Here is a 17,200-nt window from a genome sequence, read left to right as displayed (position 1 = left end):
GCGAGGTGGCCGCCGGTGCGATGTGCGGGGGTGTGCGGTGTGCGGTGGGGCAGGACCCCACCGCACACCTTCGTACCGGCCGCCGGCCGGCCCGGGTTCAGGCGGGCCGCAGCCACACCGTCGCCAGCGGCGGCAGCGTCAGCCGGACGCTCGCCGGCCGGCCGTGATGGCCCTGCGGCTCCGGCTTGACCGGGTCGGAATGGGCGACCCCGCTGCCGCCGTACCCGGCCGCGTCGGTGTTGAGGACCTCGTGCCAGGCCGGGACGTCGTCGGGCACGCCGAGTCGGTAGTCGTGGCGGACGACCGGCGAGAAGTTGGAGACGGACAGCAGCGGGGAGCCCTCGGCGTCGTACCGCAGGAAGCCGAAGACGTTCTCCTCGGCCGCGTCCCCGACCACCCACTGGAAACCGGCGGGATCGGTGTCCCGCTGCCAGAGGGCCGGCGCCGCCCGGTACACGGTGTTCAGGTCGCGGACCAGATCCCGGACACCGCGGTGGTCGGCCTCGGCGCCGTACGCCGGATCCAGCAGCCACCAGTCGGGGCCGTGGGCCTCGGACCACTCCGCGCCCTGGGCGAACTCCTGCCCCATGAAGAGGAGTTGCTTGCCCGGGTGGGCCCACATGAACGCCAGGTACGCCCGCAGGGCGGCGCGCTGCTGCCACCAGTCGCCGGGCATCTTCGACACCAGCGAACGCTTGCCGTGGACCACCTCGTCGTGGGAGATGGGCAGCACGTAGTTCTCGCTGTAGGCGTACACCATGGAGAAGGTCATCTCGTGGTGGTGATACCTGCGGTGCACCGGCTCGTGGCTCATGTACGCCAGCGAGTCGTGCATCCAGCCCATGTTCCACTTCAGCCCGAACCCGAGCCCGCCGAATCCGCTCGGGCCCGAGTGGTGCGTGGCCCGCGTGACGCCGTCCCAGGCCGTGGACTCCTCCGCGATCGTGACCACCCCGGGGCTGCGGCGGTACACCGTCGCGTTCATCTCCTGGAGGAACGCCACCGCGTCCAGGTTCTCCCGGCCGCCGTGCTCGTTCGGGGTCCACTGGTCCGGCTCGCGCGAGTAGTCGAGGTACAGCATCGAGGCGACGGCGTCCACGCGCAGCCCGTCGATGTGGAACTCCTCGCACCAGTACGTGGCGTTCGCCACCAGGAAGTTGCGCACCTCGCGCCGTCCGAAGTCGAACTCCAGCGTCCCCCAGTCGGGATGCGCCGCGCGCAGCGGGTCCTCGTGCTCGTACAGCGGACGTCCGTCGAACTCCGCGAGGGCCCACTCGTCGCGCGGGAAATGCGCCGGCACCCAGTCCATCAGGACGCCGATGCCGGCCCGGTGCAGCGCGTCCACCAGGTACTTGAAGTCGTCGGGGCCGCCGAGCCGGGCGGTGGGCGCGTAGAAACCGGTGACCTGGTAGCCCCAGGAGCCGCCGAAGGGATGCTCGGCGACCGGCATCAGCTCGACATGGGTGAAGCCGAGGTCCCGGACGTACGCGGGCAGTTGATCGGCCAGTTGCCGGTACGTCAGCCCGGGCCGCCAGGAGGCCAGATGGATCTCGTAGACGGAGAACGGCGCCTCGTGCACGGGCGTCCCGGCCCGCCGCGCCAGCCACTCCTCGTCGCCCCACTCGTAGTGCGAGGCGTGCACGATCGACGAGGTCGCCGGCGGCACCTCGGTGCGCCTGGCCATGGGGTCGGCCCGCAGGGTGTGCGAGCCGTCGGGGCGGGTGATGTCGAACTTGTACAGCTCGCCCTCGCCGATCCCGGGCACGAACAGCTCCCAGATCCCGGACGAGCCCAGCGACCGCATCGGATACCCCGTGCCGTCCCAGAAGTTGAAGGTGCCGACCAGCCGCACCCCGCGCGCGTTCGGCGCCCACACGGAGAAGGCGGTGCCGCCCACGCCCTGGTGGGTCGTCGGGCGCGCGCCGAGCACCGTCCACAGCTGCTCGTGCCGGCCCTCTCCGATCAGGTGCAGGTCCAGGTCGCCCAGGGTCGGCAGGAAGCGGTAGGCGTCCTCGGTCTCCACGGTGGTGCTCTCGTAGGTCACCAGGAGCCGGTGGACCGGGGTCTCCGTCAGGGGCAGCAGGCCGGAGAAGAAACCGTCGCCGTCGTCGTGGAGTTCGGCGCGCACATCGCCCGCCAGCACGGTGACGGACCGCGCGTACGGGCGCAGCGCCCGGAAGACGACCCCGCCGGACACCGGATGCGCGCCGAGCACGGAGTGCGGGTCGTGATGGGTGCCGTGCAACAGCCGTTCACGGTCGGCGGGGCCGAGCGCGGGGTCGATGACGGCATCGGGACCGGGGCCGGTGCCGGGGCCGCGGCCGGAACCGGAGTCGGGGCCGACGTCCACGGGGAGCTGTCCCGGCTTCGCCGGCTCCTTCGCGACGATGTCCTCGGCCGCCGCCGGGGGTATCCGCCCCGGTTCGGCCGCCGGCGCCGCCGACGTCTCCGGGACCGCGTCCTCGACCGCCGCCGCCTCGGCGGTCACCTGCTCCGTGGGCGTCGTCGCGTCCGCCGCCCCGCCGGCCGTCTTCTTCCCGCCCGCCGGCTTCTTGCCCGTCGTCTTCCTGTTCGCCGACTTCTCGGCCGCCGCCTTCTTGGTCACTGCTTTCTTCGCGGTGGCCTTCTTCTTCGGGGGAGTCACGTACGGAGCCTCCTCAAGGCAGATCGGGTGCGGCGAGGCGGTGTATCGCGGAAAGGGGCACGGGGAGCCAGTCGGGACGGTGCCGGGCCTCGTAGACCACCTCGTAGACCGCCTTGTCCGTCTCGTGGGCCCGCAGCAGCACGGGGTCGGTGCGCGGGTCGACGCCCGCCACCTCGGCGTACCCGGAACAGTAGGCCGCCCGGCAGGCGTGTGCCCAGGCCGGTGCGGGCGGATCGGCCGAGTGGGCGGCGTAGTCGAAGGAACGCAGCATGCCCGCCACGTCCCGCACGGTCGGCTGGGGCATCCGCCGCTCCGCCAGCGGCCTGGCGGGCTCCCCCTCGAAGTCGATCAGCGCCCACTCGCCGGATGCCGAGCGCAGACACTGCCCGAGGTGCAGATCGCCGTGGACGCGCTGGGCGGTCCAGGTGTGGCCCTCGGCCGCGAGGTCGGCCAGCGCGGTGAACGCGGTGCGCAGCGCCGGCGCGTACGGGCGCAGCGCGGGCACCGCCTGAGCGGCGGCGTCCAGCCGCTCGGTCATGCCGTCCACCATCGGCCGTATCTGGGCCGGCCCCAGCGTCGCCGTGGGCAGCGCCCGGGCCAGCGCGCCGTGCACCTCGGCGGTGGCCCGCCCCAGCGCCCGCGCCTCGGCGGCGAAGTCCTCGCCCTTGGCCAGTTCCCGCAGCGCCAGCTCCCAGCCGTCCGCCGCGCCCTGCACAAACGGCTGGAGCACGGCCAGGACGTACGACTCGCCCTCGCCCTCACCCGGGTCCCCGTACATCCACGCGGTCGGCGCGGGCACCCGGGGGCAGCCCTCGCGGGCCAGCGCCAACGGCAGCTCCAGGTCGGGGTTGACGCCCGGTACGACCCGGCGCAACAGCTTCAGAATGAACGTATCTCCATAGATGACGGACGAGTTCGACTGTTCGCCCGTCAGCCGGCGCGGGACCAGACCCGACCGGATCTCCTGACCGGGATCCCGCTCGCAGCGCAGCCCGCCGATCCGGGCCCCGGTGCGCAGGGCCTCCAGGAGCACCTCGGCGGGCCGGGTGTCGTACAGGGCGTCGAACACGGTCCGCCCGGCCAGCGGGCCCTGGGTCACATGGCCGATGAGCGCGGGCGCCAGCCGGGGCGGCAGCGCCTCGCGGGTGCCGATCAGGAGCTGGTAGCAGTCGCCGGGCGTCGCCGGCTGATGGGCGCGCACCAGCAGGTGGTACAGCCCCAGTCTGGTGTGGGCCGGCAGCAGCTCGGTGGCCGCCACCAGCGAGAACCCGGTGACCGGACGCCCCTTGCCGGCGAACCAGCGCTGCCGGGGCAGCCATTCGCGCAGCAGGGGATCGAGCGAAGCGAGGAGGCCGGGGTCGGTCCGGCCGGAAAGTGTGACAGTCGCCGCCATAGGTGTCACGTTCCTTTCCCCGGGGGGTCGGGGGCGGGGCGTTACTGATGCGTGCCCCGGGCGGGGCGAGGGAAACCGCCCCGCCCGGGGTTCGAGGGCCGGACCGGCCTACGCCGCGTCCCTGCGCAGCCGGAACCAGTAGAAGCCGTGGCCCGCCATGGTGAGCAGGTACGGCAGGTCGCCGACCGCCGGGAAACGCACCCCGCCGAACAGCTCCACCGGGTACCTCCCCTTGAACCGGCTCAGGTCCAGTTCCGTGGGCTGCGCGAACCGGGAGAAGTTGTGCACGCACAACACCAGGTCGTCCTCCCCGTCCTTGGTCAGGGGCGCCTCGCGGAGGAAGGCCAGGACGGCCGGATTGGAGGACTGGAGTTCGGTGTAGGTGCCGAGGCCGAAGGCGGGGTTCTGCTTGCGGATCTCGATCATGCGCCGGGTCCAGTGCAGCAGCGAGGAGGGCGACGACATCGACGCCTCGACGTTGGTGACCTGGTACCCGTAGACGGGATCCATGATGGTCGGCAGGACGAGCCGTCCGGGGTCGCAGGACGAGAAGCCCGCGTTGCGGTCCGGTGTCCACTGCATGGGGGTGCGGACGGCGTCGCGGTCGCCGAGCCAGATGTTGTCGCCCATGCCGATCTCGTCGCCGTAGTACAGGATCGGCGAGCCGGGCAGGGACAGCAGCAGTGCGGTGAAGAGCTCGATCTGGTTGCGGTCGTTCTCCAGCAAAGGCGCGAGACGGCGGCGGATGCCGATGTTGGCGCGCATACGCGGGTCTTTCGCGTATTCCGCGTACATGTAGTCGCGTTCCTCGTCGGTGACCATTTCGAGGGTGAGCTCGTCGTGGTTGCGCAGGAAGATTCCCCACTGGCAGCGGGAGGGGATCGCGGGGGTCTTGGCGAGGATCTCCGAGACGGGGTAGCGGGATTCCCGGCGGACCGCCATGAAGATGCGGGGCATGACGGGGAAGTGGAACGCCATGTGGCATTCGTCGCCGCCCGAGGCGTAGTCGCCGAAGTAGTCGACGACGTCCTCCGGCCACTGGTTGGCCTCCGCCAGGATCACCGTGTCCGGGTAGGCGGCGTCGATCTCCTTGCGGACCCGCTTCAGGAACTCGTGGGTGGCCGGGAGGTTCTCGCAGTTCGTGCCCTCCTCGGCGTACAGGTAGGGCACGGCGTCGAGGCGGAAGCCGTCGATGCCCAGGTCCAGCCAGAACCGCAGTGCGGAGATCATCTCCTCCTGGACGGCCGGGTTCTCGTAGTTGAGGTCCGGCTGGTGGGAGAAGAACCGGTGGAAGAAGTACTGCTTGCGGACCGGGTCGAAGGTCCAGTTGGAGACTTCGGTGTCGACGAAGATGATGCGGGCGTCGCCGTACTGTTTGTCGTCGTCGGCCCACATGTAGTAGTCGCCGTAGGGTCCGTCGGGGTCTTTCCTCGATTCCTGGAACCACGGGTGCTGGTCGCTGGTGTGGTTCATCACGAAGTCGATGATGACGCGCATGCCGCGTTGGTGGGCGGCGTCGACGAATTCGACGAAGTCGGCGAGGTCGCCGAATTCGGGGAGGACGGCGGTGTAGTCGGATACGTCGTATCCGCCGTCCCGTAGCGGGGATTTGAAGAACGGCGGCAGCCAGAGGCAGTCGACTCCCAGCCATTGCAGGTAGTCGAGTTTGGCGGTGATGCCTTTGAGGTCGCCGACGCCGTCGCCGTTGCTGTCCTGGAAGGAGCGGACGAGGACCTCGTAGAACACGGCGCGTTTGAACCACTCGGGGTCGCGGTCCTTGGCGGGAGTGTCCTCGAAGGTGTCCGGAACGGGCTCGTTGACGATCATGGTGTGGGTGACCCTCCGATCTGCGGGTTGGACGGTCGCAGGACGGTGAGTACGTGCGCGGGCCTGGTGCCCGGTTCGAGGCGCACGTAGTTGGCCCTGCCCCAGTGGTAGGTGTCGCCGGTGAGCTCGTCGCGCACCGGCACCGACTCGTGCCAGTCCAGGCCGAGTTGCGGCATGTCCAACGACACCGTCGCCTCCTGGGTGTGGTGGGGGTCGAGGTTGACGACCACCAGAACCGTGTTCGAACCGCTCTTCTCCGAGCTCCTCTTCGAGTAGGCGATCACCGCTTCCTTGTCCGTGGGATGGAAGTGCAGATCCCGGAGCTGGTGCAGGGCCGGGTTCGCCCGCCGGATCTCGTTGAGCCGGGTGAGCAGCGGCGCGATGCTGCGGCCGGCTTTCTCGGCGGCCGCCCAGTCACGGGGTTTGAGCTGGTATTTCTCCGAGTCGAGGTACTCCTCGGCGCCCTCGCGCAAGGGGGTGTCCTCGCACAGTTCGTAGCCGCTGTAGACGCCCCAGGTAGGCGAGAGGGTGGCGGCGAGGACGGCGCGGATCTCGAACGCGGGGCGGCCGCCGTGCTGGAGGTAGGCGTGCAGGATGTCGGGGGTGTTGGCGAAGAAGTTGGGCCGCATGTAGGAGGCGGCGTCCCCCGACAGTTCGGTGAGGTACTCCGTCAGTTCCTGCTTGGTGTTGCGCCAGGTGAAGTAGGTGTAGGACTGCTGGAAGCCGATCTGGCCGAGGGTGTGCATCATCGCGGGGCGGGTGAAGGCCTCGGCGAGGAAGATCACGTCGGGGTCGGTGCGGTTGATCTCCGCGATGACCCGCTCCCAGAACACCACCGGCTTGGTGTGCGGGTTGTCGACCCGGAAGATCCGCACCCCGTACGACATCCAGTGCCGCAGGACCCGCACGGACTCGGCCACCAGACCGTCCAGGTCGGCGTCGAAGGCGATCGGGTAGATGTCCTGGTACTTCTTCGGCGGGTTCTCGGCGTACGCGATGGTGCCGTCGGGCCGGTGGTGGAACCACTCGGGGTGTTTCTGCACCCAGGGGTGGTCGGGAGAGCACTGGAGCGCGAAGTCGAGCGCGATCTCCAGGCCCAGTTCTCCCGCCCGTTCCACGAACCAGGCGAAGTCCTCGATGGTCCCCAGGTCCGGATGGACGGCGTCGTGACCGCCCTCCGGCGAGCCGATCGCCCAGGGCACCCCGACATCGTCCGGGCCGGGGTCGAGGGTGTTGTTGCGGCCCTTGCGGAAGGTGGTGCCGATGGGGTGGATCGGCGGGAGGTAGACGACGTCGAAGCCCATCGCGGCGATGGCGGGCAGCCGGCGCGCGGCGGTACGGAACGTGCCGTGCGGGCGCTCGGCGGTCCCCTCGGAACGCGGGAAGAACTCGTACCAGGCGCCGTACAGGGCGCGTTCGCGCTCGACCAGCAGCGGCAGCGGCTCGGAAGCGGTGACCAGCTCCCGCAGCGGATGGCGGCCGAGCACGGCGTCGACCTGCGGCGTCAGCGCCGCCGCGAGGCGGGAGACCGCCGGGCGGGATTCGTCGCGCAGCGCCTCGGCCGCCGTCAGCACCACGGTGCGGTCGGGTCCCTCCGGCACTCCGGCAGCCGCCCGTTCGTACAGACGTGCGCCCTCGTCGAGGACCAGCTCGGTGTCCATCCCCGCGGGGATCTTGATGCGGGCGTGGTGCCGCCAGGTGGCGACCGGGTCGCTCCAGGCCTCCACGGTGTACGTCCAGCGGCCTGTCGCGTCCGGCGTGACGTCCGCGCCCCACCGGTCGGTGCCCGGGGCGAGTTCACGCATCGGCGTCCAGGGGCCCGGGTTGCCGTCCGGATCCCGCAGGACGACGTTGGCGGCGACGGCGTCGTGCCCCTCCCGGAACACGGTCGCCGAGACCTCGAACGTCTCACCCGTGACCGCCTTGGCGGGCCTGCGACCGCGCTGGACGAACGGGCGGACGTCGAGAACGGGTATGCGGCCGACGGCGGTGACCTCGCCGCCCGAGGAGGATCGCTCCGGGGCCGGTGGGCCGGGTGCGGGCGTGAGCACCGGGACCGACGGGTCCTGCTCGGCGTTCTCGACGCCGCCGGTGCTCTTGCCGCTCTTGTCGTTCCTGGTGCGAGGCGTCGGGGGTGATGACGGGTGGTGCCTTGCTGGCATGACCGCTCCTGTCCGCATCAAACGGGGGGTAGGCGGATGGATGTGGTGGGGAGGGGGTCCTGCGGGGGAGTACCGAGGGAGCCTTCCACCCTATGCGGGTGAGCAATCCGGCACGTTGTTAACTACTCGTGCCAATGTCAACGCACAAGACCGGCCCCGTTCGAGGGGGAACGGAGCCGGCCTCGGAGCCCCGTCATGCGAACGGTGGGACCTGGAGGAGCTTGTTCGGCGAACCGGTCCCGCGGCCGGAAACCCTGCCGTTCACCGCCCCCGTGACCAGTGCCCGCGCGACCTGGGCGGGGGTGGCTTTCGGGTGGTCGGCGAGGTGGAGCGCGGCCGCGCCCGCCGCGTGCGGAGCCGCCATCGACGTGCCGGAGTGGGCCACCCGGCCGGTGTCGCTCGTGTACGAGGCGGAGGTGATCGACACTCCCGGCGCGAACAGGTCGAGGGCCGAACCGTAGTTGGAGAAGCCCGCCCGGGCGTCCCCCCGGTCGATGGCGCCGACCGTGATCGCCTCCCGCACGTCGGCGGGGGAGTGCAGGGCGGCCGGCTGTCCCGCGTTGCCCGCCGCGACGGTGTAGGTGACCCCGGACCGGATGGAGTTGCGGACGGCCGCGTCCAGCGCCGCGTTGTAGCCGCCGCCCAGGCTGAGGTTGGCCACCGCAGGCTTGCGGGCGTGCCGGGTGACCCAGTCGATACCCGCGATGGCCTGCGCGGTGGTGCCCGCACCGGCGTTGTCGAGCACCCGTACCGCGACCACCCTGGCCTTCTTGGCGACACCCAGCCGTGTGCCCGCCGCGATGCCGGCGACATGCGTGCCGTGGCCGTTGCCGTCGGCGGCGACGCGGTCACCTCCGACGAAGTCCCAGCCGTAGCTCGCCCGGCCGCCGAAGTCGGCGTGCGTGATCCGGACGCCGGTGTCGATCACGTACACCGTGACCCCGGCGCCCGCCGACTTCGGCCAGTTGTAGCTGTTGTCCAGCGGCCGGCCCGGCTGGTCGACACGGTCCAGCCCCCACGACGGCGGATTCCCGTCGGCACCGGCCGCATCCAGGGTCACCCGGGTGTCCTGGACCACCGAGGCCACCCGAGGGTCGGCCGAAAGTCGCCGTGCCTGTCTCTCGTCCGCCTCGACGGCGAACCCGTTGAGGACCGTGTCGTAGGTCCGGCTGACGGTCGCCCCGTACGAACCGACGAGGCTCCGCCCGGCCTTCGACGACGCGTCGGTGTCCCCCGTCAGCGTCACCAGATAGCTTCCGCCGACGGAACCGGGCAGACCGGCGCCGAGTATCTTCCCCTCCGGTGCGGCGTGCGCGGGCAGGGTGACGGCCGAAAGAACCACGGTCGTGACGACCGCGGTCAGGCCCCCCGCCCGGCGCAGACGCCGTGCTCGCGTCCGTGCCATGGTTCGAGTTCCCCTCCTCGACTCGGCGCACGACGGCTCCGCCGACTTGCCCGACTTCGCCGGGTACGCCACTGGGCAGCCTCTCGTGCGGGGCGAAAGGCCACAAGGTGGCCTACCGGGGCGAAACGGGTTTCGGCCCGTTGTCGCGGGTAGGGCCGAAAAGCGAGGGTCCGCGGGCGGCCAGCCCTCAGCGAGGCCCGCGTCGGCGCCGGTACCTTCGTAGACGACGTGGACGCACACCGCCGTGCGTCTCTTCCTCACGCACGCCGAGGTGGAATGTGAAGGCGATCCGTCGATTCACCGTCCGACCCCTCCTCCCCGAACCCCTCCTCCCACTCAGCGATCTGGCCCGCAACCTGCGCTGGTCCTGGCACGCCGAGACCCGCGACCTCTTCCAGTCCGTCGACCCCGAGCGCTGGGCCGTCTCGGACGGCGACCCGGTGAGACTCCTCGGCGGCGTGCGTCCGGCACGCCTGACCGAGCTCGCCGGCGACCGACGCTTCCTGCGCAGGCTCGGTGCCGCCGCCGACGACCTGCACGACTACGTGACCGGCGACCGCTGGTACCAGGCGCAGCCCCGCAGCGCCGGGCTGCCCGCCGCCGTCGCCTACTTCTCACCCGAGTTCGGGGTCACCGCCGCGCTGCCCCAGTACTCCGGTGGTCTCGGCATCCTGGCCGGCGACCATCTGAAGGCGGCCAGCGACCTGGGCGTCCCGCTGATCGGCGTCGGGTTGCTCTACCGGCACGGCTACTTCCGTCAGTCGCTCTCCCGGGACGGCTGGCAGCAGGAGCACTATCCGGTCCTCGACCCCAACGAGCTGCCGGTCACCCTCCTGAAGGAGGACGACGGCACCCCCGCGCAGATCTCCCTCGCCCTCCCGGCAGGCAAACAGCTGCACGCCCGGGTCTGGCTGGCCCAGGTCGGCCGGGTCCCGCTCCTCATGCTCGACTCGGACGTCGAGGAGAACGACCTCGGCGAACGCGGGGTGACCGACCGGCTCTACGGCGGTGGCAGCGAGCACCGGCTGCTCCAGGAGATGCTGCTGGGCATAGGAGGTGTCCGGGCGGTACGCACGTACTGCCGGCTGACCGGCCACGCCCCGCCCGAGGTCTTCCACACCAACGAGGGCCACGCGGGCTTCCTCGGCCTGGAACGGATCGCCGAACTCTGCGACCAGGGGGTGGAGTTCGACGCCGGTCTCGAAGCCGTCCGCGCCGGAACGGTCTTCACCACGCACACCCCCGTCCCGGCCGGCATCGACCGCTTCGACCGTGAACTCGTCGCCCGCCATTTCGGCCCCCAGGCCGAGCTCCCGCGCATGGACGTCGACCGCATCCTGCGCCTTGGCATGGAGACCTACCCGGGCGGCGAGCCGAACCTGTTCAACATGGCCGTGATGGGCCTGCGGCTGGCCCAGCGCGCGAACGGCGTGTCCCTGCTGCACGGCCAGGTGAGCAGGGAGATGTTCTCCGGCCTGTGGCCCGGCTTCGACCCGGAGGAGGTGCCGATCACCTCCGTCACCAACGGGGTGCACGCTCCGACCTGGGTCGCTCCGGAGGTCCTGCGCCTCGGCGCCCGCCAGTTCGGCTCCGGGCGCGCCGAGGACGCCCTGAGCGTCGGCGGCTCCGACCGCTGGGACGCCGTCGCCGACATCCCCGACCAGGACATCTGGGAGCTGCGCCGCGAGCTGCGCGAGCAACTGGTCGTGGAGGTGCGGGAGCGGCTGCGCGCCTCCTGGCGTCAACGAGGCGCCGGCACAGCCGAGTTGGGCTGGATCGACGGCGTCCTCGACCCCGACGTCCTCACCATCGGCTTCGCCCGGCGGGTCCCCTCCTACAAGCGTCTGACGCTGATGCTGAGGGACCGCGACCGCCTGATGGACCTCCTGCTCCACCCGGAGCGGCCGATCCAGATCGTCGTCGCGGGCAAGGCGCACCCCGCGGACGACGGGGGCAAACGACTGGTCCAGGAGCTGGTCCGGTTCACCGACGACCCCCGGGTCCGCCACCGCGTCGTCTTCCTGCCCGACTACGGCATGGCGATGGCGCAGAAGCTGTACCCCGGCTGCGACATCTGGCTCAACAACCCCCTGCGGCCCCTGGAAGCCTGCGGCACGTCCGGGATGAAGGCGGCGCTCAACGGCTGCCTCAACCTCTCCGTCCTGGACGGCTGGTGGGACGAGTGGTTCCAGCCCGACTTCGGCTGGGCGATCCCCACCGCCGACGGCGCAGGCACCGACCCCGACCACCGTGACGACATCGAGGCGGCGGCCCTCTACGACCTCCTCGAACAGCGCATCACCCCCCGCTTCTACGAACGCGGCCAGGCGGGCCTGCCCGACCGCTGGATCGAGATGGTCCGCCAGACCCTCACCCTGCTCGGCCCGAAGGTGTTGGCGGGACGCATGGTCCGCGAGTACGTCGAACGGCTCTACACACCGGCCGCCCACGCACACCGGACGATGAGCCCCGACACCGCGCGCGAACTCGCCGCCTGGAAACAGCGGGTGCGCGCCGCCTGGCACGCGGTGCAGGTCGACCACGTCGAGACGTCGGTGGCCACCACCACCGCCGAACTCGGTACGACCCTCGCGCTGCGGGTCCGCGTCGGCCTGGGCGACCTCACCCCCGACGACGTCGAGGTGCAGGCGGTCTCGGGTCGAGTCGACGAGGAGGACCGCATCACGGACGCGGCGACGGTCCCGCTGAAACCGTCCGGCGGCCCCGACCTCGAGGGCCGCTGGCTCTACGAGGGCCCCCTGTCCCTGGACCGCACCGGCCCCTACGGCTACACGGTCCGCATCCTCCCCGCCCACCGACTCCTCGCCTCCGGCACGGAGTTGGGGTTGGTGGAGACGCCGTCGGAGGAGGCGGTGGAGGGAGCGGGGGTCGTGCTGCGCTGACCGGGCGGCGGACCGCCGCTCCGCCGGGGCCACCGATGTACGCGCGGTGGCCCCGGCGGCCCGGGCCGGGAGCGGCGGGAGCGGAAGTCCCTGGCGGATCGGCGCCGGGGAGCGTTATGCTCCCCGGCGATGACTACCTCTTCTGTAGACAGATCGGGGGCCCCGTCCGCGCAAGGTGAGTGCTGATGCTCACTTGGATCGCGAACGAGGATTCCCGACTTTCCTTCTGGCTGCGCGTGCGCGAGTTCGCCGTGCCGGCCTCCATGATCGAGACTGCGACTGCCCGCCGCCATGTCGGGGACTGGGCTGGGGCGTGTGTCGCCGCAGGTGTCGACGTCGATCTCGACCTTCGCGCCGTGGCGCGGACCTACGGTCGTGCGTTTGTCTCCCGACTCCGGGCCGATCTCCGTCACTTGGCGCCTGACCTGCTGCGATGGCATATGCCGAGGGTCGCTCCCGACGGATTGCTGCGGCCGGGGGTGACCGTCTCCCTCGCTCGGTATGACCTCGACGTCGGTGTCGGCGGCGCGGGGCGGGACGACACCCGGTGGCCGGTGCACCTCGTGGTGCGGACCCCGCCCGCCTGGGCGGATGCCGGCCAGCGGTTCAGCCTCGGGTTGTGGGACGGGTCCCGCGGTGACCGTACGCATCCGCATCCCCGTCCCAGCCGGCGGTTCCGGTTCGACCTGCACCGGCACCTCTGGGATGCGCGTCGGGCGGACGAACTGCGGATCCGGGCCGGTGGCGCGGCGGGTGACACCCTGCTCGGCCACGAACTTCCCGGGCCCGACGGGCGGGGCGCCGCCGTCGACCGATGGGCGGACGAGGCCGAACTCCTGCTCCGGGCCGAGGGCAGTACCGGGTCCGGGTCCGGGTCCGGGGCCGGCGGGACGGTACTCGTGCGGCTCGGGGGCCGGCATCGGCTGGTACTCGGACTAGGGCCGGGGCCCGCTTCCGAGTCCGCAGGCGTGCCGTCCGCCTCGCGGATCACCGCCGTGTCCACCCGCAGCGACGGCTCGACCGTTCTGCCGGTCCTGCCCGACGCGGCGACCTGGGTGCCGCCCGACCTGGAGTTGCTCCGCGCCGGCGCGATCGGCGCCGACCGGCTGCATCCGCTCGTCGCCTCGGCGTTGGTACCGGGGCACTCGCCGGCGCCGACCGGGCCGGACCGATTCCCGCATCCCGCCCGGGCCGGGCAGCCGCATCTCGTGGAGTGCCGGGGGGAGCGGCATCGGATCGGGCTGGTCGACGGGGTGCTGGCCGCGCTCGACCACCACCCGGACGAGGTCCGGCGGGAGGAGTTGCTGGTCGCGCTGACCGGGAGCCCGCTGCCCTGCCTGCGGGCCATCGACGACGCCCATCGCCGCCCGGACTGCCTGACCGGGGTCCGTGACCGGCTCGTCCACGGAGACATCGCCGGTGCGCTGGCCGTCGTCGAGGGGCTGCTCGGGCCCGACGCGACACTGCGCGAGGGACCGCTGCGGGACGAGTTGCGGGCGGCCGCGCGACGGCGCGTCACCTACGGGCTGTTCAGGGCCGGACTCGCGGGGCCCGGGCCCGGCCGTGTCCTGCCCGGGGCCGTCCGCCGCCCCGGCCGACGGTCCCACCCCCGCCACGCCCTCGTTCGCTGAACCTCGTTCGCCTCCGCGGCAGCGCTTCACCGGCTCCGCGCCGCCGAACCCCGAACTCCCGAACCCCCGAACTCCCGAACCCTCGGACTCCCGAACCCTCGGACTTCCGAACCCTCGGACTTCCGAACCCTCGGACTTCCTGACCCTCGAACTCCCAAAGGTGATCACCCATGCCCGCTTGCGCCCCGCTCACCCTCGTCGACGCCCCTTCCGACCCGTTCGCAGCCGACTCCGCCCCCGGTACCGCACCCGACTCCCCGACCGATACCGCGCCCGATTCCGTGCCGGGGCCCGTGCCCGGTTCCACGTCGTCCCGACTCGGCATCGCCGCCGATCTGTTGGCCCTGCTCCGGGACTCCACCACCGAACCCCGCCCCGACGGCCAACTGGAGGCGCTCACCCTCGCCGTGGCCGCCGACCTGCCCGTGCTGCTCTGGGGTGAGCCGGGGATCGGCAAGACCGCCGCCCTCACCCAGCTCGCCGCCTCGCTCGATCTTCCGCTGACCACCGTCATCGCGAGCGTGCACGAACCGTCCGACTTCTCGGGGCTGCCCGTCGTCGGGGACGATCCCGCCGAGCAGGGCGTGCCCATGGCGCCGCCGGACTGGGCGGTCCGGCTGGTGCGGGCCGGGAAGGGGCTGCTGTTCCTCGACGAACTGTCCACCGCGCCGCCCGCCGTGCAGGCCGCGTTGCTGCGCCTGGTGCTGGAGCGCCGGATCGGGTCGTTGCAACTGCCGCCGGAGGTGAGGATCGTGGCCGCCGCCAACCCGCGGGGCTCGGCGGCCGACGGCTGGGAGCTGAGCCCGCCGCTGGCCAACCGGTTCGTGCATCTCCAGTGGACCCACGACCACGAGGTCGTCGTACGCGGACTCGGCGGGACCTGGCCGCGGGCCACGCTGCCCCGGCTCGACCCGGCGAAGCTGCCGGAGGCCGTTGCCTTCGCGCGGCGCGCGGTGTGCGGGCTGCTGGCCGCCCGGCCCACGCTCGTGCACCGGCTGCCCAGTGGGGAGACCCGGCGGGGCGGGCCCTGGCCGTCGCCCCGCAGCTGGGACATGACCCTGAGCCTCATCGCCTTCGCGACCGCCGCCGGTTCCTCCCGGGACGTGCTGTCCCAGCTGGTCCGCGGCACCGTCGGGGACGGGCCGGGACTGGAGCTGCTGGCGAGCCTGGACCGGCTGGACCTTCCGGACCCCGAGACGCTGCTCGCCGACCCGGCGGGCGCCGACCTGCCCGAGCGGGGCGACCTGCGGCAGGCCGTGCTCGACGGGGTGGTGGCGGCGGTGCGGGCCCGGCCGGAGCGGTCCCGTTGGGACGCGGCGTGGGAGCTGCTGGTCAAGGCGGTGGAGACCGGCGCCCCGGACCTGGTGGTGGTCCCCGCGACCACTCTCGCCACTCTCCGCCGGGAGGACTGGGACGTTCCCGCCTCGATCGAGAGCCTCGCCGGCGCCGTCGGACTGTCGCGGCGGGCCGACGAGGCGGCGGGCCGGGCGGCGGCACGGCTCGCCGGAACCGCGAAGGCCGGCCGATGACCGCGCACCCGACGGCGACCGCCCGCCCCCGCCCGCGCCCTCCGGTGAGGGTGCCCCCGTCGCCCGAGGTGTCGGACCCGGCCCGGAACGCGAACCCGGATCGCAGCCCGGGCCCGAACCCGGGCCCGGATGCGGACTCGGCTCCACAGCAGGATCCGGAGCCGAACCCGCCGCGCCCGGGTTCGGGCCCGGGGCCGGACCGGGACCCGGGCCTGGAACTGGACCTCGACAAGCTCCTCGCGGCCCGGTTGCACGCCGCGCGGGCCCGGCCCTATCTGGCGACGGCGCTGTTCGCGCTGCACATCGTCGCGTCGCGGCAGGTGCCGACCATGGCCGTCGACCGGCACTGGCGCTGCTACGCAGCACCGGCGTTCGTGGACCGGATGCCGGTGGAGGACCTGGCGGCGGTGTGGGTGCACGAGGTGTCGCATCTGCTGCGCGACCATCACGGACGCAGTGACCGGTACGCCAGGCAGCACGGTCTGACCGGGCCGGGGGAGCGGCTGCGGATGAACATCGCCGCCGACTGCGAGATCAACGACGACGCCTTCGGGGAAGGACTGGTCCAGCCCGAAGGCGCGGTCAGGCCGCAGTCGTTGGGGCTGCCCGACGGCCGGTTGATGGAGGAGTACCTCAGCCGGTTCCGGCTGGGGCCGCACACGGAGGGACTGTCCTGGCTGGACTGCGGCAGCGGTGCCGACGGACTGGACCGGGAGTGGGAGCTGGGTCCCGACGGCGCGCACGGGCTCAGCAAGGAGGAGCGGGACGCGGTCCGGTTCCGGGTGGCACAGGGCATCAACGGCCGGCCGGGTTCGGCGCCGAAACAGTGGAAGCGGTGGGCGGAGGAGGCGTTCCATCCGCCGCAGCCGTGGCGGGAGTTGCTGGGCGCGGCCGTCCGCTCGGCGGCCTCCGGGCCGGGCGTGGGCGAGGACTACAGCTACGGCCGTCCGGCGCGCCGCTCGGCAGGCCTGCCCGGCGTCGTCCTGCCGAGCCTGCGTCGCAGACCGCCCCGGGTCTGCGTGGTCGTCGACACGTCCGCGTCGGTCAGCGACGCCGAACTGGGCAGCGCGCTCCTCGAGGTCGCCGCCATCGCCCGTGCCGTGGGCGGCCGTCGTGAACTGGTCACCGTGGTGCCGTGCGACGCCTCGGCCGGGTTCGTGCACTCGCTGTGCCGCGGTGAGGGCATTCCCCTGCTGGGCGGTGGTGGGACGGATCTGCGCGCCGGGTTCGCGAGGGCACTCCGTACGACGCCCCGCCCCGACGCGGTCGTGGTCCTCACCGACGGCCAGACGCCCTGGCCGGAGAGCCGGCCCGCCTGCCGGACGGTGGTGGGCCTGTTCCCCCGGGCGGGCGCGTACAGCGAGCACGACCCCGAGTACGTGCCGGACACCCCGCCCGCCTGGGCGCGCGTGGTGGAGATCGGGTGAGCTGACGAGGGCGTTGTGCGGTGAATGTGGTGTGATCACGTTCACTTCGCGCGGGCGAACCATGTGCGTACCTTGTGCTTCGGCTCGGAGATCCTTTAGAGCTTGCCCACTCGTGATCGTTTGGGCGGGGGATCCCGCGTGCTCGGCGCGTCGGAACAGCGAATGAGTGGATGAGGCAAGTGAGCGTGGAGAGACCCGAGATGTCCCGAGCCCGCCGTCGAGGGCCGGCCGTGCTGCGGACCGCCGTGACCCTGGCCGGGCTGTGCCTGGTGGGATGTT

The 17,200-nt window shown here is 72.2% G+C and carries 9 protein-coding genes; 4 read left to right on the top strand and 5 right to left on the bottom strand.

All coding sequences use genetic code 11. The features are described from left to right. Positions 1-97: 97 nt before the first annotated feature. From glgB to OG440_RS11060, 5 genes are all read right to left on the bottom strand, one after another. On the bottom strand, positions 98-2,284 hold the full coding sequence (gene glgB, locus OG440_RS11080) for a 1,4-alpha-glucan branching enzyme (RefSeq protein ID WP_406011314.1): 2,187 nt from the start codon (positions 2,282-2,284) through the stop codon (positions 98-100). A 373-nt stretch (positions 2,285-2,657) separates the two neighbouring features. Further along, positions 2,658-4,037 carry a maltokinase N-terminal cap-like domain-containing protein gene (locus OG440_RS11075; RefSeq protein ID WP_406006677.1) on the bottom strand — a complete coding sequence of 460 codons (1,380 nt, stop codon included), beginning with the start codon at positions 4,035-4,037 and terminating at the stop codon, positions 2,658-2,660. Between the two features lie 108 nt (positions 4,038-4,145). After that, complete coding sequence (treS, locus tag OG440_RS11070) at positions 4,146-5,864, bottom strand: maltose alpha-D-glucosyltransferase (protein WP_406006676.1); 1,719 nt, start codon at positions 5,862-5,864, stop codon at positions 4,146-4,148. Continuing rightward, a complete protein-coding gene (locus OG440_RS11065) occupies positions 5,861-8,026 on the bottom strand; it encodes an alpha-1,4-glucan--maltose-1-phosphate maltosyltransferase (RefSeq protein ID WP_406006675.1) in 2,166 nt (721 codons plus the stop codon). Before OG440_RS11065 ends, treS begins: the two co-directional genes overlap by 4 nt. Positions 8,027-8,219: 193 nt before the next feature. Continuing rightward, the gene (locus OG440_RS11060; protein WP_406006674.1) at positions 8,220-9,431 is read right to left on the bottom strand and encodes a S8 family peptidase; all 1,212 of its coding nucleotides are present in this window, start codon (positions 9,429-9,431) and stop codon (positions 8,220-8,222) included. A 278-nt stretch (positions 9,432-9,709) separates the two neighbouring features. Between OG440_RS11060 and OG440_RS11055 the strand changes: the two genes are divergently transcribed. From OG440_RS11055 to OG440_RS11040, 4 genes are all read left to right on the top strand, one after another. After that, positions 9,710-12,334: a glycosyltransferase family 1 protein gene (locus tag OG440_RS11055; RefSeq protein WP_406006673.1), complete on the top strand. Its 2,625-nt coding sequence runs from the start codon at positions 9,710-9,712 to the stop codon at positions 12,332-12,334. Between the two features lie 185 nt (positions 12,335-12,519). After that, positions 12,520-13,965: a hypothetical protein gene (locus OG440_RS11050; RefSeq protein WP_406006672.1), complete on the top strand. Its 1,446-nt coding sequence runs from the start codon at positions 12,520-12,522 to the stop codon at positions 13,963-13,965. Positions 13,966-14,135: 170 nt separating this feature from the next. Continuing rightward, positions 14,136-15,494 (top strand): AAA family ATPase, encoded by a 1,359-nt coding sequence (locus OG440_RS11045; protein WP_406006671.1) that lies wholly within the window; start codon positions 14,136-14,138, stop codon positions 15,492-15,494. After that, positions 15,491-16,921 carry a DUF2201 family putative metallopeptidase gene (locus OG440_RS11040; protein WP_406006670.1) on the top strand — a complete coding sequence of 477 codons (1,431 nt, stop codon included), beginning with the start codon at positions 15,491-15,493 and terminating at the stop codon, positions 16,919-16,921. The genes OG440_RS11045 and OG440_RS11040 overlap by 4 nt, the downstream gene beginning before the upstream one ends. The last annotated feature ends 279 nt before the right edge of the window (positions 16,922-17,200 follow it).

The organism is Streptomyces sp. NBC_00637, from assembly GCF_045161545.1.
Classification (GTDB): domain Bacteria; phylum Actinomycetota; class Actinomycetes; order Streptomycetales; family Streptomycetaceae; genus Streptomyces.
Note: the sequence above shows the minus strand (reverse complement) of the source record. Positions and strands in the feature narration are given on the sequence as shown.

Bases quoted from the DNA above. Each gene is read 5' to 3' on its own strand.
- OG440_RS11065 (WP_406006675.1), bottom strand. From the start codon at position 8,026: ATGCCAGCAAGGCACCACCCGTCATCACCCCCGACGCCTCGCACCAGG.
- treS (WP_406006676.1), bottom strand. From the start codon at position 5,864: ATGATCGTCAACGAGCCCGTTCCGGACACCTTCGAGGACACTCCCGCC.
- OG440_RS11040 (WP_406006670.1), top strand. From the start codon at position 15,491: ATGACCGCGCACCCGACGGCGACCGCCCGCCCCCGCCCGCGCCCTCCG.
- OG440_RS11045 (WP_406006671.1), top strand. From the start codon at position 14,136: ATGCCCGCTTGCGCCCCGCTCACCCTCGTCGACGCCCCTTCCGACCCG.
- OG440_RS11050 (WP_406006672.1), top strand. From the start codon at position 12,520: ATGCTCACTTGGATCGCGAACGAGGATTCCCGACTTTCCTTCTGGCTG.
- OG440_RS11075 (WP_406006677.1), bottom strand. From the start codon at position 4,037: ATGGCGGCGACTGTCACACTTTCCGGCCGGACCGACCCCGGCCTCCTC.
- OG440_RS11060 (WP_406006674.1), bottom strand. From the start codon at position 9,431: ATGGCACGGACGCGAGCACGGCGTCTGCGCCGGGCGGGGGGCCTGACC.